The following is a 19,392-nucleotide window of genomic DNA, read 5'->3' as shown; positions in this document are numbered from 1 at the left end:
GCAATTGACGTACCAATATACAAAAGGCTAAATTAGTTTTTCAGACTTAAATCAAAAATGAAAAGTTGCGTTGGAGAATTTTATTTACGCATTTTTCTTCTGTCGCGGTATTTTAAAATAGGAACGCGGCTTTCATCGCCACGCAGCAAACGACTTATGTTTTTTTGGTGTGTTAATACAACCATTGCAGCAACCAATACTGCAAATACTCTGTAGATAGTAACATTATCATTCCATATCCATAAAACGCAAATAGGTAATGCCACGCCCGCTAAAATAGAGCTTAAAGAGATATAACGTGTTAAGTATAATACTATTAAGAATACTGCTACACAACTTCCTGCAATAACAGGCTGAATAGCCAGCATCATTCCAAATAAGGTAGCAACACCCTTACCACCACGAAAATTTGCAAAAACCGGGAAAACATGACCTACCACAGCTGCCAATCCTAAACCAACCATTAGATTGGTTCTGTCAAACATATGCGCCTGGGGTAAATAATAAGGAAGAATATTATACAAGGCAACAGCTAACATTCCTTTCATAATGTCAAAAAACATTACCATGGTACCATATCTTTTGCCTAAAACTCTAAAAGTATTAGTGGCTCCCATGTTGCCGCTTCCGTAATCACGAATGTCAATATCAAAAAAGCGCCTGCTGACCAATAAAGCTGTTGGAATCGAGCCGATGAGGTATGCTATAATGATAAGAAAAAATTCCTTCATGTATTTTTCTTTGGAAATTAGTGCCGCAAAAGTAAGGATTTTATCCTTTAGTTAACGTTAATTTAATCTAGCAATTGTGTAAATAGATGAAAATCATTGCTTTTCAGCCAAAATTGCCAACCAATCTCCCTTTTGTACTATTGATTTTACTTCAAATTGGTGATTTTTTAATAATAGAGTTATTGGTTCTTTGTCTGATAATAAAAAGCCGCTAAAGAAAGCATTGGCTCCTTTTTGGGTTGATTCTGCCATTGCTGCAATATTATCAGTTATCACGTTTAGCGTAATATTGGCTAAAACAATATCGTAAACATCTCTTTTCGGGAAAGTGTTTTCTTGTTCTATAGTGATCCTGGAACAGCTATTTTGCTGAATATTCTCTTTGGTATTTTCAATACTCCATTCATCGTAATCAACGGCTAAAACACCAGTAGCGCCCAACTTTTCGGCAAGGATTGCCAGCACACCGGTACCGGTACCAAAATCAATTACTGATCTATTTTTAAAATCGATAGAAAGCATTAGCTGTATCATCATGTATGTTGTAGCATGATGCCCGGTGCCAAAGCTCATTTTGGGAGTTATGACAATTTCGTGTTCTACACCTTTGATCGGCTCATGAAAGCTTGCACGTAAAGCTACTTTATCTTCTACAATTACCGGCTGAAAGCCGCTTTCCCACTGCTGGTTCCAGTTAATGTTTTCTATTTCGCTTTGTGTAAAGCTGATGGTTGAAAACAAATCTATTATTTCCTTAAATGCTGTTTCATTAAATTGTTCAATTGGAATATAAGCTGTTAGATGATTTTCATCTGTCTCTTCAAAACCTTCAAAATCCTGCTCGCTTAATAATGCAATTAGCTTCTCTGCATCTTCTGCAGAAGCAACAATAAAATCGAATTGTAAGTAATTATTCATCGAAAGAAAAAGCCGCAGTTTAGTTGCGGCTATGTTTTATTTTAATCAGATCAATTTATGCTTGCTCCCCATTACCTTCCGGTCTTGATTGCTGAGGTTGTCTTTCCGGTCTTGGTAATAAAGCTTTACGGCTCAATTTGAATTTACCTGTTCTTGGGTCAACTTCCAGCAATTTCACTTTCACTTTATCGCCTTCTTTGAAGATGCCTTCCATTGTTTCTAAACGTTTCCAGCTTATTTCACTGATGTGCAACAAACCTTCTTTTTTAGGTAAGAACTCAACAAAAGCGCCAAATTCTTTAATGCCTTTTACTGTTCCTTCGTATTCTTTTCCAACTTCCGGAACAGCAACCAATCCCTGAACCCAGGCAACTGCTTTATCCATTCCTTCTTTAACAGGAGAGAAAATGCTTACTTCACCAGTGTTACCCACTTCTTCAATATTGATAGTCGTTCCTGTTTCACGTTGAATTTCCTGGATCACTTTACCACCTGGTCCTATCACGGCACCGATAAATTCTTTATCGATAACGATCTTAACCATTCTTGGGGCATGAGGTTTAACATCTGCTCTGTGTGCAGGAAGACACTCATACATTGCATCTAAAATATGTAAACGACCGGCTTTAGCTTGTGCCAATGCCTGGCGCATAACATCCATGCTTAAACCATCTACCTTAATATCCATTTGCACACCGCAAATACCATCACGGGTTCCGGTTACTTTAAAGTCCATATCACCTAAGTGATCTTCATCACCTAAGATATCCGTTAAGATAGCATATTTATCGCCTTTGGTAATCAATCCCATTGCCACACCACTCACGTGTTTTGGTAAAGGAACACCTGCATCCATCAACGCTAATGAACCGGCACAAACCGTAGCCATTGATGAAGAACCATTACTTTCTAAGATATCGCTCACCACACGTACTGTGTACGCATATTCACTACCCGGCATCATTTGCTTTAAAGAACGTTGTGCCAGGTTACCATGACCAACTTCTCTACGGCTTTGTCCACGCATCATCTTTACTTCACCGGTGCTGAATGGAGGAAAATTATAATGTAAGAAGAATTTAGATTCAGAAGATTTTGCTGCGCTCTCTACTAACAATTCATCTAACGGAGTTCCGAAAGTAACTGTTGTCAAAGATTGTGTTTCGCCTCTTGTAAATAACGCCGAACCGTGCGGAGTTGGCAGTATGTTCGTTTCCATAGCTAAAGGACGAATATCTTCCGTACCTCTGCCATCCAAACGTTTTCTGTCGTTCAATATCATATCACGAACAACATTGTATTGCAATTCGCCAAAATAATGACCGATCAATTTTTTGTCTTCATCAGGTAATTCTTCACCTAAATGAGCTTTTACTGCTTCTGCTAATTCTTTATATGCATCGCTTCTTTCATGCTTAGCAGATGCCGATGCAGAAATAGCGTACATTTTATCTGTAGCAAATTCATTTATTTTTTTCTCTAACTCTTCGTTGCGATAAGGCTTGGTATAATCTCTTTTAGTAGTGATGCCTGCTTTATCTCTCAATTCTTCCTGTGCTTTTACCTGTACACGTATTGCATCATGCGCTAATTCCAATGCTTTTACTAAATCTTCTTCCTGGCACTCTTTTGCTTCGCCTTCCACCATCATAATATTTTTGGCAGTAGCGGCAATTAAGAACTCCAGATCAGATTTTTCCAGTTCGCTGCGAGTAGGGTTGATAATGAACTCACCGTTCAACTTTCCTATTCTTACTTCACTTATAATTTCTTTAATGGGAATATCAGAAACTGCTATAGCCGCCGATGCAGCCAAACAAGCCAATGAATCAGGCATTACTTCAGGGTCAGATGACACTAACGTAACCAATACCTGTACATCGCATAAATAATCATCCGGGAACAACGGACGAAGCGCTCTGTCGATTAAGCGGCTGGTTAATATTTCGTAGTCATTCAATCTTGCTTCTCTTTTAAAGAAAGAGCCAGGAATACGACCTGCAGAAGCAAATTTTTCCTGGTAATCTACAGATAAAGGAAAAAATGATTGACCTTCTTTAGGTTCTTTATTTGCAACAACGGTTGCCAAAATAATACAATTACCCTGGCGTACAGTAACCGCCCCATCTGCCTGACGAGCCAACTTACCGGTTTCGATAGTGACATAGCGTCCGCCGCCGATATCAAATGTTACTGAATTAATATTAAAATTCATGTTGATTTAAAATTTTATAGGATGATAAACATGCCCAAATAAAAATAATTCCCAACCAGATTCTTGCAGTTGGGAATTATAATATTTAAAGCATTGATAATTTTATTTGCGGAGACCTAATTTTTCAATTAAACCTCTGTAGCCTGTAAGATCGTGTTTGCTAAGGTAAGTAAGTAAACGCTTGCGTTGTCCTACCATCATCATTAATCCACGTTGAGAGGAGAAATCTTTTTTATTTGTTTTCAGGTGGTTGGAGATGTGGTTGATGCGTTCAGTTAATAACGCAATTTGACCTTCAACAGACCCTGTGTTTTCTGCTTTTCCACCAAAATCCTGGAAAATTTTTGCTTTTTTTTCTAAAGTTAAATGCGACATCTTTTTTGCTTAATAACGTGTTTATTAAATCTCTTTATTTTTTCGCCCGCAAAAGTAAGGAAAAGTTTCGAGTTTTTCACTTTAAATTAATTTAGATGCCTTTATGACTTATTTTGCAGCCGATGAAGCTGTATTTTACTGTCACTACCGACCTCAGTTACGACCAACGAATGATACGCATTTGTACTTCGCTGGCAGCTGCCGGCTACGAGGTGAAATTGGTGGGCAGAAAAATGAAAAATTCTATTCCGCTCGTTAAACAGCCTTTTGAGCAAAAAAGGATCAACTGTTTCTTCGAAAAAGGCAAATTCTTCTATATAGAGTACAATATCCGGTCGTTTTTCTATTTATTATTTAAAAAGATGGATTGCATTGTGGCAATTGACCTGGATACGATCCTTCCCTGTTATTTTATATCTAACATAAAAAAAACAAAACGGGTGTACGATGCACATGAACTGTTTTGTGAAATGAAAGAAATTGCGACCCGACCTGCTATTTATACGCTTTGGAAGAGGGTTGAAAAATATACCGTACCGAATTTTATACATGGATATACGGTTAATCAACCGATCGCTGATGAGTTTAAAAAGATGTACGCTGTTGATTATGGCGTTATCCGCAATATTGCTTTGCTAAGGGAGATCAACATCTCACCTAAAACAGAAAAATTTATTTTATACCAGGGCGCTGTTAATGAAGGTAGAAGTTTTGAGACTTTGATTCCCGCTATGAAAAATGTAAATAGCCAACTGATCATTTGCGGCGATGGAAATTTTTTAGCGCAAACAAAACAATTGGTCAAAGACAATAATGTAGAAAGTAAAGTAATTTTTAAAGGCAGAGTTACTCCGGATGAATTAAGATCAATTACGCAACAAGCATACATTGGAATTACCTTGTTTGATGACACAGGTTTGAGCAACTATTATTCATTAGCAAATCGTTTTTTTGATTATTTGCATGCCGGTATTCCACAGCTCTCGATGAACTACCCTGTATATAAAGAAATCAATGATGAATTTGAGGTTGCGGTATTGGTAAATGATCTGAGTCCTGAAAATTTAGCATTGCAACTGAACAATTTACTATCTAACGAGGTTCTATATACAAGACTTCAACAAAATTGCATGGAAGCAAGAAAGGTTTTAAACTGGCAGGGAGAAGAAAAAAAATTGCTTGAATTCTATAAACAATTGTTTGCAGTTAAATAATGCCGGATAAACATTTACATATTGTAGCACATACCGTTCCCTTTCCGGCTGATATTGGCGGTGTGATCGATCTTTTCTATAAGATAAAAGCACTTCATAAAGCAGGCATTAAAATCCATCTTCATTGTTTTACTTATGCCAACAGAACTGAACAACCGGAGTTAAATAAATACTGCGAAAAAGTTCATTATTACAAGCGACACAGGAATATTTTCTCAGCATCACTTCGTTTGCCCTTTATTGTTAGTTCCCGAAAATCGAAAGAATTACTGTCAAGATTACAGCAGGATAATTACCCAATTTTATTTGAAGGCATTCACACTACCTACTACTTACAAGCAGGAAAATTAAAAAATCGAAAAACCATTGTACGTCTGCACAATGCCGAGTTCGAATATTATCATCGTCTTTCGTTACATGAACATAATTTATTAAAGAAAGTATATTTTCAATTTGAAAGTCGTTTGCTTAAAAAATATGAAAACAAGCTGGCAAAGAAATATTTTGTTGTTGCAGTAAGCGAACACGATGTACAATTATACCAGGATCTATTTCATGCCATCAACATTCAATACATGCCGGTGTTTTTGCCCTATTCATTAGCTGTAGGCAAAGAAGGAAAAGGTTGTTACTGTTTATATCACGGCAATCTTTCCGTAAATGAAAATGAGAAAGCAGCGATATGGCTATTACAAAATGTTTTTACAGATAAAACAGTTCCATTTATCATCGCAGGTAAAGATCCATCAGAAGCATTACGCTGCAAGATCAATCAGCACAACAACTGTTGCTTAGTTGCCAATCCTACTGAAAAAGAAATGCAGGATATCATCCGGAAAGCTCAGATAAATATTCTCCCCTCATTCAATAATACCGGTGTAAAATTAAAGCTGATAAATGCATTGTTTAACGGAAGACATTGCGTGGTAAACACTGCAGGAGTTGAAGGTTCAGGATTAGAAAATGCTTGTCATATTGCAGAAGATAAAGACGAATTCAAATCAGCGATAGAACAATTATACCAACAACCTTTTACAGAAGAAGAAATTCAGCAGCGCCAAGGTATTTTACAAGCATTGTACAATAACGAAGCAAATGCACAACAACTTATAAAGTGGCTATGGTAGCATTGTCCCACACTTTGCCACGTTCTGTTTTGATCATACGTGCAGGGAATTTTCTTATCACCATATAATCATGTGTAGCCATTACGATCGCTGTGCCATAGTCTTTTGAAATTTGAAACAGCAATTGCATGATTTCATCGCTTGTTTCAGGATCCAGGTTCCCGGTAGGTTCATCAGCCAATATTAATCGGGGAGAATTTAATAATGCACGTGCAATATCAACACGCTGTTGTTCACCACCGCTCATTTCAAAAGGCATTTTGAATCCTTTTGTTTTCAATCCTACTTTATCTAAAACGTCTGAAATTTTTTCGTCCATCAACTTTTCATCTTTCCAGCCTGTCGCCTTTAAAACGAATTTTAAATTCTCGTTTACGTTTCTATCTGTCAGCAATTGAAAGTCCTGGAAAACAACGCCCAGGTTGCGTCTCAAGAAAGGAACTTTTTTCCAGTCCAACTCTTTTAAATTATAACCAACAACCCAACCTTCACCTTCTGTCAATTGCAGATCGCCATACAGAGTACGTAACAAGCTGCTTTTACCTGTTCCGGTTTTTCCTACCAGGTACACAAACTCAGCTTTATCAACTGAAATATTTACATCGCCTAAGATCAATGCATTGCTTTGATAAATATTTACTCCTTTTAATTCTATAATTGCCTGCGACATGTTGGTTTATTATTTTCTTTATTACGTGAATTAATATAATAAATTACATCAACTCATTTTTCGTATTAAGCAAATTTACTCTTTCGTAAAATCGTTCTACAATTAATTTCCTCACCAATTTGTTAAAATGTTAATAATTGAGCTTTCGATATTATAAAAAGAATACGGAAAGATATATTTTTAGCTGCCTTCTAACACGTTTTCTTTTATGAAAAACAAAATGATCAACCTGCTTTCTTATAGAAAAGTCAGTTGCTTTATTGGTTTTATTTTAAGCGTTTATTCGCTGAATGCTCAAATACAGCAAGGTTCTTTTGGAGGCTATGGCACTGTAACATTTTATCCGACCTCCAATCAAGATTTAATTGATTCATTAAAATGGGAAGAACAGCCACCCCTTATCAATCAATATGAAAATAAAAAAATAAAACAAATCCTTTATCAACGTTCAACCGATAGAGTAATAATATTTTTAACCCGGAAGCAATTCATCGAAACAAATAAAGAATCAGCAGTTAGTAAGGGTATTATAGCCGAGCCCAAATTAAAAGAAAAGAAAAGTATACAAAATAATAGCTCTGTTGCTTACACTTCTGTTAAGCTGATAGATATAAATACCGATTCTCCTTTGTATACGGGAATAGTGAACTATGTACAGCCTACAGGCATTGATTCTACTTACACATTATTAAATACGTTCGGGGGATTTAAAGAGTCAACTGTTCCGGGGCAATTTCAAATTACACCTGTAACACCAGGGGAGGCAATGTTGGTTGTCCATAAAAAAGATAATGACAAGACTCGATTTGTCTATCACTATAAAGTTAAACGCAGTCTGAAAGATGAATTAAACCCAGAGCCAGAAATGAGCATAGGAAGATTGACAGGCACTCATGTAGAAGTAAGCTTATTTAAACAACAAGCACAAATAAATTTGCCGAAGGGGTATACTTTTAAAAGTGCGGTTGTATATTTTTCGGGCACGGGTTTTATGAATGTTTTCACGACCACACTTATTGGTTCTTCATTAACACCTGCAAAAGATTTTATTGATGTTTGTCTGCCCGGAAGCGTTATAACTTTTGACAATGTAAAAATTATAGATTCTACCGGAAAAGAAATTATCATTAATGGGATTTCATATGTTTTGACTGATAATAATTCTGCCAAAATTTCAACTACTGATGACTCGATGAATCCAATCATCTATCCTCAATTTCCGGGAGGCGCTAACGCTTTAAATGCTTACTTAAGTCGAAATCTGAAATACGATAAAGAATATTTATCGATGCCGATAAAAGATCGTGCCTGCTTTTTAAATATAAAGGTTTCTGAAGATGGAACTCCTTCTGTTATTAACGATCATTTTTTACCAAAAGATGATTTTGCAAAAAAATGTCTTGCACTAATAATGGATGGACCTAAATGGATACCTGCAAATTATAATGGCAAAAATGTTGATATACTAACATCTCAATATATTGATCTAAATGCAAGATATTATCAATAAACAATGGCTTCGTTTAGCAATTGAATTACCAATTCTTTTTTAGCGCTCTCTTCTACTCTGCCGATAATTTGCGCATCAATATTAAATGCTTTTGCTGCGTTGATCATTGTATCGGCATCTTCTTTACTGCAATATATTTCCAGGCGGCATCCCATGTTAAACACTTCGTACATTTCTTTATTAGAAGCGCCGCTGCATTCCTGTATTATTTTAAAGATCGGAGGCGCTTGAAACAAATTATCTTTTACAATTTTAAAATTGCCTGGCAAATATTTCATGCACTTGGTTTGTCCGCCGCCACTGCAATGTATCAATCCATGTATCTTATCAAAATTATTTTCCAGCAATTGTTTCAACACCGGCGCATATGTGCGTGTAGGACTTAATAATAATTTCCCGATGGTAAGCTGTGAATCGTCAATAGTGAAAGAATCGGTCATTTTATATTTACCGATATAAACGACGTCATTGTTTAAAGCATTGTTGTAGCTTTCTTTAAAATTATCCGCATAAAATTTATTTAGCACATCGTGTCTTGCAGAAGTCAAACCATTGCTTCCTAATCCGCTGTTATATTCGGTTTCATAAGATGCTTGTCCATAGCTTGCCAAACCAACAATTACATCGCCTGCTTTTATTTTATCATTGCTGATGATCTTGCTTTTTTCCCAGCGGCAAGTCATTGTTCCGTTTACGGCAACGGTACGTACTACATCTCCGACATCAGCTGTTTCACCACCTAGATAATGAATATTTACGCCAACTTTTTTTAACTCATCAAATAATTGCTGAGAACCATTTATCACTTGCTCCAAAACTTCACCAGTAATTAAATGTTTGTTTCTATCAATGGTTGAATTGAAAACAATATTATCATAAATACCCACGCACAATAGATCATCCAGGTTCATTACAATCGCATCCTGTGCAATTCCCTTCCATACAGAAATATCACCCGTTTCTTTCCAATATAAATAAGCCAAAATGCTTTTGGTTCCTGCTCCATCTGCGTGCATTACGTTCACAAAGTTTTCATCGTTACCTAAATAATCGGGGTAAATTTTACAAAAGGCATTAGGAAACAATCCCTGGTCTAAATGTTTGGTAGCAGCGTGTACTTCTTCTTTCTGTGCAGAAACTCCCCGTTGATTGTATAAAGACATTTTTAAATTACGATTTATGATTTACGAATGACGATTTAATTCAGTCCGTCATATTCATCAATTGCTCAAGGTGTACAATTTTGCAAATATCCATTATCCTTTATGAATTATCAATTATCCATTAGCAAATTATCAATTAGTTTTGCACCAGTTTTAAATGACTGTTCACAACGACATACACAACTTACCTGTTTTTAAAAACGCTGTAATTACTATCGGCACTTTTGATGGTGTGCATACGGGCCATCAACAAATAATAGCATTGATGAGAGCCCAGTCCGCTGCTGCAAAAGGTGAAACGGTTATCATTACCTTTCATCCGCATCCAAGAAAGATCATTAAGGCCGGAGAATCGCCAGTTTTTTTATTGAACACATTGGATGAAAAAATTGAATTATTAGAACGCTCCGGCATTGATCATTTGGTGGTGGTGCCTTTTACAGAAGATTTTGCCAACCTGACTGCCGAAGAATACATTAAAGATTTTTTGATAAAGACTTTTCATCCGCATTCTATCATTATTGGTCACGATCATCATTTTGGAAAAGGACGTACTGGCAATTATAAACTGCTGGAAGAAAAAGGAATTGAATTCAACTATACGGTAAAAGAAATTCCTGCACATACATTAGAAGAAGTTGCTATCAGCTCTACCAAAATCAGAAATGCTTTATTAAGCGGCGATATTGATACAGCCAATACTTGTTTAGGCTATTCTTATTTTTTCAGTGGCACAGTTGTAGAAGGAAATAAACTAGGCAGAACAATCGGCTACCCAACTGCTAATATTCAAATTGAGAACGAGGATAAATTGATACCCGGTAATGGAGTATACGCTGTTTCTATTCAAACCTCAGATAGCAAATTCCAAATTCCAAATTTGAAGGGCATGATGAATATTGGTGTTCGCCCTACTGTTGATGGAAGCAAGAGAACAATTGAAGTAAATATTTTTGATTTTGATAAAGATATTTATGGAAAAACTTTAACGATCACTATTAAGAAACATCTTCGTAATGAAGAAAAGTTTGCAGGATTGGATGCGCTAAAAGCTCAATTGGCAAAGGATAAAGAGAATTCCTTGAAAGCCTTGCATTAAGCATTACTCATTATCTTCACCACTAACTCTTTTAATAAAGAAGCATCTTCTGTTCCTGTATCATTAATACCGATGCTGCGCAAATTATATTCATGTAATAATAAAAGCGTTTGTTCTACCCCGTTATAACCGTATATCCTCAATGTTTCCAATGCCTGTTTAGCAGCAAATGGATTATTGTAGAATAAAGGCTTTATGCCGGCTTCGCTTTTATCTGCCATACCAAAGATAGCGTGCAGCTTACTGAAATAGCCATACAACGCAGGCAATATCAACTGTATCGGCGCTGCTTTGGGATTGCCTTCAAAGTATTGAATAATGCGTATGGCTTTTTGAAGATCTTTTTTACTCAACGCATCCTGTAATTCAAATGCATTGTATTCTTTACTTACACCAACATAATTTTCAATATCATCATCGGTTATCTCTTTTCGTTTTCCAAGATTGACCGTTACTTTCTCTACTTCATTAATAATGCGGCTTAGATCATTACCGATATGTTCTGCCAATAACATTACCGCTTTAGATGAAATCGCATATCCTTTTGATTGAACGGTTTCAGTTATCCAATCAGGCAATTTATAATCGCGGATCTTTTCAGAAGTAAAAATCTCTCCATTCTTTTGAATGGTTTTATAAACTTTTTTCCGCTTATCTAATTTACCTTCTTTAAAACTTGCTACGAAAATGGTAGATGGCAAAGGATTTTCAAAGTACGATTCCAGCTTATCGATCTCCCGCATTTGTTGCGCTTCTTTCAACAACACTACTTGCTTCTCTGCAAACATGGGATAACGCATACAGGCATTTACAACTGCACTCCAATCAGCATCTTTCCCATAAAATACAGATAGATTAAAGCTGGCTTCGCTTTCCGGCAAAATGTTATGCTCTGCATAACTCATTACCTGGTCTATATAATAATCTTCTTCTCCTTCCAGCCAATACAAAGGCTTGTATAATTTCTTTTTCCAGTCGTTAATGATCTTTTCTGCTGACATGAGGTGTCAAAAATACAAAGGGATTGCACGAATTAAATCGAATAGCTCGAATATTTTACAATGCAGACTTATTCAACAATGGTAGGCGTACAAGAAAGTAGCACAACGATGTTTAATAATAGCACTAAGGCTTGTTAAAAAAATTATTTCACAATCACCTTTCCATCCAATACAACATTAGAAGTGCGTTTGGTAGAAAACTCCGGTTTATCACCATTAATCAAAACATTGTTCAGGAAAATATTTTTTGCATCGGTGGATGAGAAGCCATTCTTAGCGGTGATATCTACATTATCAAAATAGATGTCATGCGCAGGCACATCCGGCAGGCCTTTAATTGAAATAGCGGTATTAGCTTGCGTACAACGAATATTACTGAAATGAAAATTAGCAAACTCCGGTGCTTTATCCGTAGCTGAAACGCCTTTAGCGCTTTTGCCCGCTACCACATCTTCATAATCGGTAGTAAATAATATTGCTTCTTCAGGAATAGCAGACATCGTAATATTATCTACGTAAACATTTGTTACCAATCCGCCTCGACCATAATTACTTTTTACCCGTACGCCAATATCAGAACCAATGAACTTACAATCTGCTACATAAATATTTTTCATTTGTCCGTCGGTATTACTGCCAATTACAAATCCTCCATGCGCACGTAACACAGTGCAACCGGCAACAATTATATTTTGCAATTGAGGAGTGCTGTCCTTATAATTACTGCTTTTCATGCAAATACCATCATCACCGGCGCTAACGGTAGTTTTATATACTACTACATTTTTACAGGCGCTGATATCCATACCATCTCCGTTTTGTGCCCACCAATCATTAAAAATTGTAGCGTTACTGATGATCAGGTTGGTGCATTTATTAGGATACAAAACGAATTTTGGCGAATTACGTAATGCAACACCGTCTATTAGTATATTCTCACAAGAGATAAGCTGCAGCATATACGGACGAAGAAAATCTCTTGCAGTGATATAATCATCAGGAGTAGCATTGGTATTATCTTTTAAACGATCAACCACTACTTCTCCAGCCATTGCTTCTCCACTCGGCCACCATATTTTCCCATCACTGCTTATTACACCTGTTTTGGGCAACGCTTGCCATACTTCTGCAGGCGCTTTACTTTTTTTCACCGGGCGCCAGGTATCGCCTGCTCCATCAAATATTCCTTGTCCTGTTAATGCAATATTCGTTGCCTTGTAAGCATATAAAGGGGGTTGTGGCGAAATATTATTTCCACCTCCAAGCTTGATCATAGGATATTGCTTATGATCGCTTGTGAATTGCACCAATGCGCCTTTTTCTAAATGAAGGTCTACATTACTTTTTAATTCGATAGGTCCGGTTATCCATGTCCCTGCTGGCACCAATACTTTACCCCCACCTGCGTTGGTACAGGCCTCTATCGCTTTTGCAAAAGCAGCCGTATTTAATGTTTTATCATCTGCTACTGCACCATAATCAGTTATTGAAAATGTTTTATCAGCAAATGTAGGCGCTGTTACCTGCGGCATCGTAAACGGTGCTTTGGAAATATAATAAGCGATGTTTTTTACCTGTGCATTTACAACAGCAACAGTAAAAGTAGTTATCACAATAACAAGAGATCGTTTGGCAAATAGCTTCATATAAAATTATTATCGAATAAAAATAGAAAATAAGACAATGTTTCCAAAAGTAAACAGTGCAAACGTTGTCGTAACTCATGGACAGAAATGTGTGTTAAACGTTTAACTTGCATAAAACGCTTGCTGATGAAAAAACATTTATTGCCAATCATCTTCCTGTTCTTTTCATTGTATTCCTTTGCACAGAATGATGCGTACATTAAATCTTTTTATACCATTGATACCGCTTCTTTTCAAAACAGTGCTCATCACTGGTATGATATTTTTGATGATGAAAATATCATTAACGCAGTTCCCAACCAACCAAGATATGCAGCTACACAAATAAAAGAGATCGCTGATAACATTCTTTTATATCAAAAAAACAACGGCGGGTGGCCCAAGAACTATGATATGCGAGCCATTTTAACCGAGCAAGAAAAACAAAAGTTGCTCGCTGCCAAAACTGATACCAATACCACTTTTGATAACAGCACTACACACTCTCACGTAGCTTGCCTGGCAAGAGTATATTATGTTATAAAAGATGGACGCTATAAAGACGCCTGCTTAAAAGGGATCGATTATATTTTAGCATCGCAATATGAGAACGGCGGCTGGCCACAATTCTATCCGTTGCAGAAAAATTACAGCAGAGAGATAACCTATAATGATGATGTAATGACGGGCATCATGAACGTATTGAAAGACATTTTAGATAGTCGTCCGCAATATTCTTTTGTTGATGCGGCAAGAAAAGCACAAGCAGCTGAAGCATATAAAAGAGGATTGGATTGTATCTTTAAAACGCAGATCGTGGTAAATGGATCGGCTACTGCCTGGTGCCAGCAATACGATGAAGTAAAGCTAACGCCGGCATGGGCAAGAAAATTTGAACCGCCAAGTATTTGCAACAGGGAAAGTGTGCCGGTAGTTCTATTTTTAATGAGCATTGATAATCCTGATGAAAGAACAATTCATGCTGTACAGTCCTCAGTAAAATGGTTTAATGATTCCAAAATTTTAGGCATTCGGGAAAAAACAATTGCTGCAGAACCGGTGAAATTCAAATACCGCCTATCTAAAACGGATAAGATTGTGATAGCTGATTCCACAGCACCGCCCATCTGGGCACGCTATTACGAGATCGGATCACAAAAGCCGCTCTTTTGCAATCGTGATGGAAAACCTGTTTATACACTGGCAGAAGTAGAAAGAGAGCGCCGGGATGGTTATACCTGGTATACTTATGACCCACAACTGGTTTTGGATAAATATAAAAAATGGCAACAGAAATGGGCTCCGGAAAATAATGTATTGCAGAAGAATTAAACGTTCTGTAATATCTTTATAATGTGAAAAAACTTATTCAAAAAATATTTAGGTTACGCACCGACGTTGGCTTGAATTTTTATATCGCCGGCTTTCTCCATAAATATATTTTAAGACAGAACAGCAAGGTATCCTGGATGGTGCATCACACTTCTACCATTTATCACCCAGAAAACATCACAAGAGGAAAAAATGTTTACCCCGGAGATTCACCTGGCAATTATATTGAAGCATCCAACGGAGTAACTATTGATGACTATACAAACCTTGCTCCGAATGTCGGCATTATATCTGCCAATCATAATTTAATTGATAACTCGATAACCGATAAAGCAAAGCCTATTTACATTGGCAGGTTTTGTTGGATAGGCATGAATGCTGTAATATTACCCGAGGTGCATTTAGGAGATTTTACCATTGTAGGCGCCGGCGCTGTGGTTACAAAAAGTTTTCCGGAAGGCTATTGTGTAATTGCCGGTAATCCTGCTCAAATAATTAATCAACTGGATAAAACAGCCTGTGAGCAATTTGCCCGAACAAAATATAATAGCTGAATTTTCTGTAAAGCAATTTGCAAAACGCTCATTGCTTCTGTTGCTTAGTTTACTTGTAAAACTAATTGCACAGATCGCTGTTATTTATATTTACTCCAGGCAATTATCGATCATTGATTATGGGAATTATCAATCTGTTTGGCTATATACAAATGTTATAAGCGTTATTGGACTATTTGGACTCCCATCCTTGCTCTTATCAGTTCCGTTACAAAGTATTAAACATTGGATCATCAATAACAGGAATCGATTTGTTGCAGCCATTGTTTTACTCAATATCATTCCTTTCATTTACCTGCTTTTTTTATCAAATCAATTTTCTCATATAGAAAGATGGTTGTTGATAGGCTTAATAATTGTCCAGAATTTTTCTATCATTACGGAGACCATCGTTATTAAAAAAGAAAAAGAAAAATTGGTCTTGCTAACCAATATCATTTTTAATATAGGTTATTTAGGCTGGCACATTTTTATACTACAACATACTTATTCTTTGCAGTTGTTATTGATCGGGTTGGCTGTTTTGTTTATTGTAAAAACATTAATACTCCTCGCAGGTTATTCACGCAAAAAAATATCAATAAAAGATGATAAGACAATACCGGTTACCAGTCAATGGTTCTTTTTAGGCATAAATGATGTTTTAGGAATTATATTCAAATGGGTCGATAAATGGATAATACTTTTATTGATCTCGGTCACCCGGTTTGCGTTGTATTTTAATGGCTCTTACGAAATTCCTGTATTTGCATTAATGCTGGGCGCTGTAGGCAATATTATGTTGGTAGAAATGGCTAAGACCGGAACAGAGGATACAAAAAAAATAAAAGCACTATTTAACAGCTCTTCTTTATTGCTGGCTGCTATTACGTTTCCGTCATTCTGTTTTTTATTATTTTATCATACCGAGTTTTTCACTTTTATTTTCAGCAACAAATACGCAGATGCCATACCGGTGTTTTTAGTAAGTATTTTTATTATCCCCGTACGTATTACTAATTACACCGCATTATTGCAGTCACAACACAAAAACAATATAATTGTAAAAGGGTCTATTCTTGACTTGACTGTGGCATTGGTACTTATGTGTGTGCTGTACCCTTTATTCAAATTACCAGGACTGGCATTGGCGTTTGTTCTATCCACTTACACACAGGCATTTTATTATTTATGGGAGACGGCTAAGATCCTTCGGCAAAAAATAACCGATTTTTTTCCGCTATTAAAGCTGATAAGTATTATGGTTGCATCTGTTTTAATAACAGCTATCGCCTATGTGCTGCTTAAGCAATTGCATGTATGGTGGTACGCAATCGGAGGAGTAGTTGTAACTATTAAGCTGATCATCCTCCTACTCTATTATTACATAAAAAAAGAAAGGCAGCCTTAATCACTTACTGAATATCTTGAATAGTAGAAAAGCAATGCTAACACTGCCCAGGAAGTAAAATAATTTATTCGCATTAAAAACAGATCGCCTAAAAAGAATAAGCAAAAGATTACTATTAAGAAACGATCATAGCGTTTTGTAAAAAATGCAATTATAAATAAAAGTTCAATGACAGCGCCCGCTAAATAAAGCAAATAAGTTAATACCCGATGTTGAACTAACCAATAAATTAAACCTGTAAACCAGTAATCATTATTTTGAATTAGAAAGACAGCGTGATTACCTAACAGGTTACAGCTAAACGTTTCCATGCTGAATAACCCTCCTTCTATTATTTTCCAAATGCCTGCAGATGCCATCATTAATGCCACGATCAATCGTTCGCAATGCAAAAAATAATAGAAACCTTGTTTTGTTTTCACAGCAAACAGTAATGGGATCATTGTCCAGCTTACATACACTTCTACACTTATCAATGAAATGGATGAAAAGAAAACACCATACACCAGATTAAACAGCGCAGTAAAATAAGCAAGTCCTATTTTATACTTGCTGTTTCTTTCAATTGCCATCACTAACAAAAAAGGCAGCAACAAATAAATAATATCAAAAGTGATACACCAATAATTATTTCCCAATAATCGATGCTGGAGATCTGAGAGCATTAAACCATTATGAACTATATCCAGGTTATTAAAGAAAAAAACAGGTTGAATAGAAGAAAACAAAAGTCCGTTATACCAGTTACACACGTAGTACAGCAAAAAAAACAAAAGATAAAAGCGGGCAAATTGCCGGATATGTTTATCTGTCAGCATCTAAATTAATTTTAACAGGGTCTGCTACAGGTTGCAGGCTATTGCTCTTCCATAAATATGCCTGGTAATATACAGTCACCACATCAACAGGGTATCCTACAATTTTTGAGATCATTTTTTTATACCATTGCTCAAACTCTTTTGCAGTAATAGCATTGCTATACATTTCCTTTTTCATCAAGCTTCCTATGCCGGCTTTATTAAATACATTTTTGATAGAATAGTAAACCTCCTCATTGCTGTTCTTTTCTACCAAATAACCTGCTAAACATGTTTGCATAAGATCTCTTTCTGCCAAAGAATATTTTGTAAGATCAAGCCGCTTATTGTTTACATATAATTCAAGCACCGATAAGGTATCTTTTAAAGACATACTCTTTGAAAACATGCTGTACCGGGTAACAGGAGTAGCCGTAGCGCCTTGCTTATAATTGATAAAGAACCAGAAAAAAATATAAAGAATAAAAATAGCTGCACCCACCCTGCTAAACTTCCAAAGATCCTTTATAAACATATGGTGCTTTTTTAATGAAAAATGAGCTGTAATTTTAAATTACCAAAAGATAACAACATGGCATTATTACGCAATATAAACAGAAAGGCTAAAACAGAAATCAATAGTGGTTTTGGCGTAAATGCCGATAGCTATGGCGGCAGGTTTGTAACCAAAGATGGCACTCCCAATATAGAAAAAAAAGGAGTAAGTTTTTTAGAAAGCATCAGCTGGTATCACACGATGTTACAATTACCGAGATGGAAATTCTTTACCATTATTTTGTTATTTTACATTGTTGTAAATTTCATTTTTGCAGGCATTTACTTCCTTACAGGTATTGAAAACCTTGTTGGCATTACAGCTCCTACTACATTGGGAAAGTTTGGTGAAGCCTATTTTTTCAGCGCACAAACATTTACAACAGTTGGTTACGGGCACGTAAGTCCTAATGGATTTTTTACAAGTGCTGTCTCTTCCCTGGAAGCATTACTCGGCTTATTATCCTTTGCCATTGCAACCGGTCTATTTTATGGACGATTTTCCAAACCAAAAGCCTATCTGCGTTTTAGTCCCAATATGTTATTAGCGCCTTATAAAGGAGGCGTTGCGTTAATGTTGCGGGTAGCTCCTTATAAAAACACGACGTTAATAGATGCAGAAGCAAAAGTTACCGCAGCACTAATTGTGGATGATAATGGAGTTCAAAAAAATGAATTTTTCCCTTTAGACTTAGAATATGACAAAGTAAATGCGCTTACATTAAGCTGGACGATTGTACATCATATTACCGAAACAAGTCCTTTTTACAAATTCTCTATCGATGATTTTAAAAATGCCAATGGCGAAGTGATTGTTTATCTGAAAGCATTTGATGACATGTTTAGTAATACGGTAGTTGGCCGCACTTCATATACATTTAAGGAGTTAGTGATAGGCGCAAAATTCTCCATGATGTATCATCGTAATAAAGCCAACAGCAAAACCACGTTAGACCTTGCAAAGCTAAATGCATACAGCACTGTTGATATCAGCTATGCTTTTGTAGAGAATGGGAACGTAGCGAATGCATAAACAGCAAATCTCGTACAGTCCCTATATTTGTTACAACTATATGCTTTTTAACTCATTTGAATTTTTACTTTTCTTTCCGCTGG

18 protein-coding genes are annotated in these 19,392 nt (G+C 36.3%); 8 read left to right on the top strand and 10 right to left on the bottom strand.

Features of this window, described 5'->3' with window-relative positions:
* Window positions 1-80: 80 nt before the first annotated feature.
* The 4 genes from plsY to rpsO form a co-directional block, all read right to left on the bottom strand.
* Window positions 81-731 (bottom strand): glycerol-3-phosphate 1-O-acyltransferase PlsY, encoded by a 651-nt coding sequence (gene plsY, locus K9M53_RS06900; protein WP_224018894.1) that lies wholly within the window; start codon window positions 729-731, stop codon window positions 81-83.
* A 93-nt stretch (window positions 732-824) separates the two neighbouring features.
* Entirely contained in the window at window positions 825-1,649 is an 825-nt protein-coding gene (gene prmA, locus K9M53_RS06895) for a 50S ribosomal protein L11 methyltransferase (RefSeq protein WP_224018893.1), read from the bottom strand.
* Window positions 1,650-1,704: 55 nt separating this feature from the next.
* Window positions 1,705-3,864, bottom strand: coding sequence for a polyribonucleotide nucleotidyltransferase (pnp, locus tag K9M53_RS06890; RefSeq protein ID WP_224018892.1), 2,160 nt, complete (start codon window positions 3,862-3,864; stop codon window positions 1,705-1,707).
* 102 nt (window positions 3,865-3,966) lie between these two features.
* On the bottom strand, window positions 3,967-4,239 hold the full coding sequence (gene rpsO / locus K9M53_RS06885) for a 30S ribosomal protein S15 (protein WP_224018891.1): 273 nt from the start codon (window positions 4,237-4,239) through the stop codon (window positions 3,967-3,969).
* Window positions 4,240-4,361: 122 nt separating this feature from the next.
* Here rpsO and K9M53_RS06880 point away from each other — a divergent pair, with 122 nt between their 5' ends.
* Together K9M53_RS06880 and K9M53_RS06875 are read left to right on the top strand one after the other, a co-directional pair.
* A complete protein-coding gene (locus tag K9M53_RS06880; protein ID WP_224018890.1) occupies window positions 4,362-5,453 on the top strand; it encodes a glycosyltransferase in 1,092 nt (363 codons plus the stop codon).
* Entirely contained in the window at window positions 5,453-6,580 is a 1,128-nt protein-coding gene (locus tag K9M53_RS06875; protein ID WP_224018889.1) for a glycosyltransferase, read from the top strand. The genes K9M53_RS06880 and K9M53_RS06875 overlap by 1 nt, the downstream gene beginning before the upstream one ends.
* On the opposite strand, the gene K9M53_RS06870 is transcribed toward K9M53_RS06875, so the two are convergent.
* Window positions 6,561-7,250 carry a cell division ATP-binding protein FtsE gene (locus tag K9M53_RS06870; protein WP_224018888.1) on the bottom strand — a complete coding sequence of 230 codons (690 nt, stop codon included), beginning with the start codon at window positions 7,248-7,250 and terminating at the stop codon, window positions 6,561-6,563. The two genes, K9M53_RS06875 and K9M53_RS06870, sit on opposite strands and share 20 nt — an antisense overlap.
* Before the next feature lie 208 nt (window positions 7,251-7,458).
* Between K9M53_RS06870 and K9M53_RS06865 the strand changes: the two genes are divergently transcribed.
* On the top strand, window positions 7,459-8,760 hold the full coding sequence (locus tag K9M53_RS06865) for a hypothetical protein (protein ID WP_224018887.1): 1,302 nt from the start codon (window positions 7,459-7,461) through the stop codon (window positions 8,758-8,760).
* Here the strand turns inward: K9M53_RS06865 and K9M53_RS06860 are convergent.
* Entirely contained in the window at window positions 8,754-9,923 is a 1,170-nt protein-coding gene (locus K9M53_RS06860; RefSeq protein ID WP_224018886.1) for an AIR synthase-related protein, read from the bottom strand. The genes K9M53_RS06865 and K9M53_RS06860 overlap by 7 nt on opposite strands.
* A gap of 157 nt (window positions 9,924-10,080) precedes the next feature.
* Between K9M53_RS06860 and K9M53_RS06855 the strand changes: the two genes are divergently transcribed.
* Window positions 10,081-11,022 (top strand): bifunctional riboflavin kinase/FAD synthetase, encoded by a 942-nt coding sequence (locus tag K9M53_RS06855; RefSeq protein WP_224018885.1) that lies wholly within the window; start codon window positions 10,081-10,083, stop codon window positions 11,020-11,022.
* Here K9M53_RS06855 and holA read toward each other — a convergent pair.
* Together holA and K9M53_RS06845 are read right to left on the bottom strand one after the other, a co-directional pair.
* On the bottom strand, window positions 11,019-12,023 hold the full coding sequence (holA, locus tag K9M53_RS06850; RefSeq protein WP_224018884.1) for a DNA polymerase III subunit delta: 1,005 nt from the start codon (window positions 12,021-12,023) through the stop codon (window positions 11,019-11,021). The genes K9M53_RS06855 and holA overlap by 4 nt on opposite strands.
* Window positions 12,024-12,166: 143 nt before the next feature.
* On the bottom strand, window positions 12,167-13,669 hold the full coding sequence (locus K9M53_RS06845) for a glycoside hydrolase family 28 protein (protein WP_224018883.1): 1,503 nt from the start codon (window positions 13,667-13,669) through the stop codon (window positions 12,167-12,169).
* 126 nt (window positions 13,670-13,795) lie between these two features.
* On the opposite strand from K9M53_RS06845, the gene pelA reads away from it, so the two are divergent.
* From pelA to K9M53_RS06830, 3 genes are read left to right on the top strand one after another with little or no spacing between them, the layout of a single operon-like run.
* The gene (gene pelA / locus K9M53_RS06840) at window positions 13,796-14,980 is read left to right on the top strand and encodes a pectate lyase (RefSeq protein WP_224018882.1); all 1,185 of its coding nucleotides are present in this window, start codon (window positions 13,796-13,798) and stop codon (window positions 14,978-14,980) included.
* 23 nt (window positions 14,981-15,003) lie between these two features.
* Window positions 15,004-15,534 carry an acyltransferase gene (locus K9M53_RS06835; RefSeq protein ID WP_224018881.1) on the top strand — a complete coding sequence of 177 codons (531 nt, stop codon included), beginning with the start codon at window positions 15,004-15,006 and terminating at the stop codon, window positions 15,532-15,534.
* A 40-nt stretch (window positions 15,535-15,574) separates the two neighbouring features.
* Window positions 15,575-16,924: a lipopolysaccharide biosynthesis protein gene (locus K9M53_RS06830; RefSeq protein WP_224018880.1), complete on the top strand. Its 1,350-nt coding sequence runs from the start codon at window positions 15,575-15,577 to the stop codon at window positions 16,922-16,924.
* On the opposite strand, the gene K9M53_RS06825 is transcribed toward K9M53_RS06830, so the two are convergent.
* The gene (locus K9M53_RS06825) at window positions 16,921-17,742 is read right to left on the bottom strand and encodes a hypothetical protein (protein WP_224018879.1); all 822 of its coding nucleotides are present in this window, start codon (window positions 17,740-17,742) and stop codon (window positions 16,921-16,923) included. The two genes, K9M53_RS06830 and K9M53_RS06825, sit on opposite strands and share 4 nt — an antisense overlap.
* Complete coding sequence (locus tag K9M53_RS06820; protein WP_224018878.1) at window positions 17,729-18,256, bottom strand: hypothetical protein; 528 nt, start codon at window positions 18,254-18,256, stop codon at window positions 17,729-17,731. The genes K9M53_RS06825 and K9M53_RS06820 overlap by 14 nt, the downstream gene beginning before the upstream one ends.
* Before the next feature lie 57 nt (window positions 18,257-18,313).
* Here K9M53_RS06820 and K9M53_RS06815 point away from each other — a divergent pair, with 57 nt between their 5' ends.
* Window positions 18,314-19,309 carry an ion channel gene (locus K9M53_RS06815; RefSeq protein ID WP_224018877.1) on the top strand — a complete coding sequence of 332 codons (996 nt, stop codon included), beginning with the start codon at window positions 18,314-18,316 and terminating at the stop codon, window positions 19,307-19,309.
* Window positions 19,310-19,392 lie beyond the last annotated feature (83 nt).

Source organism: Ferruginibacter albus, from assembly GCF_020042285.1.
Lineage (GTDB): Bacteria > Bacteroidota > Bacteroidia > Chitinophagales > Chitinophagaceae > Ferruginibacter > Ferruginibacter albus.
Note: the sequence above shows the minus strand (reverse complement) of the source record. Positions and strands in the feature narration are given on the sequence as shown.

Coding starts and splice junctions, on each gene's coding strand:
- K9M53_RS06870 (WP_224018888.1), bottom strand. CDS start 7,250: ATGTCGCAGGCAATTATAGAATTAAAAGGAGTAAATATTTATCAAAGC.
- plsY (WP_224018894.1), bottom strand. CDS start 731: ATGAAGGAATTTTTTCTTATCATTATAGCATACCTCATCGGCTCGATT.
- K9M53_RS06855 (WP_224018885.1), top strand. CDS start 10,081: ATGACTGTTCACAACGACATACACAACTTACCTGTTTTTAAAAACGCT.
- prmA (WP_224018893.1), bottom strand. CDS start 1,649: ATGAATAATTACTTACAATTCGATTTTATTGTTGCTTCTGCAGAAGAT.
- holA (WP_224018884.1), bottom strand. CDS start 12,023: ATGTCAGCAGAAAAGATCATTAACGACTGGAAAAAGAAATTATACAAG.
- rpsO (WP_224018891.1), bottom strand. CDS start 4,239: ATGTCGCATTTAACTTTAGAAAAAAAAGCAAAAATTTTCCAGGATTTT.
- K9M53_RS06875 (WP_224018889.1), top strand. CDS start 5,453: ATGCCGGATAAACATTTACATATTGTAGCACATACCGTTCCCTTTCCG.
- K9M53_RS06845 (WP_224018883.1), bottom strand. CDS start 13,669: ATGAAGCTATTTGCCAAACGATCTCTTGTTATTGTGATAACTACTTTT.
- K9M53_RS06825 (WP_224018879.1), bottom strand. CDS start 17,742: ATGCTGACAGATAAACATATCCGGCAATTTGCCCGCTTTTATCTTTTG.
- pelA (WP_224018882.1), top strand. CDS start 13,796: ATGAAAAAACATTTATTGCCAATCATCTTCCTGTTCTTTTCATTGTAT.
- K9M53_RS06820 (WP_224018878.1), bottom strand. CDS start 18,256: ATGTTTATAAAGGATCTTTGGAAGTTTAGCAGGGTGGGTGCAGCTATT.
- K9M53_RS06880 (WP_224018890.1), top strand. CDS start 4,362: ATGAAGCTGTATTTTACTGTCACTACCGACCTCAGTTACGACCAACGA.
- K9M53_RS06865 (WP_224018887.1), top strand. CDS start 7,459: ATGAAAAACAAAATGATCAACCTGCTTTCTTATAGAAAAGTCAGTTGC.
- K9M53_RS06815 (WP_224018877.1), top strand. CDS start 18,314: ATGGCATTATTACGCAATATAAACAGAAAGGCTAAAACAGAAATCAAT.
- pnp (WP_224018892.1), bottom strand. CDS start 3,864: ATGAATTTTAATATTAATTCAGTAACATTTGATATCGGCGGCGGACGC.
- K9M53_RS06860 (WP_224018886.1), bottom strand. CDS start 9,923: ATGTCTTTATACAATCAACGGGGAGTTTCTGCACAGAAAGAAGAAGTA.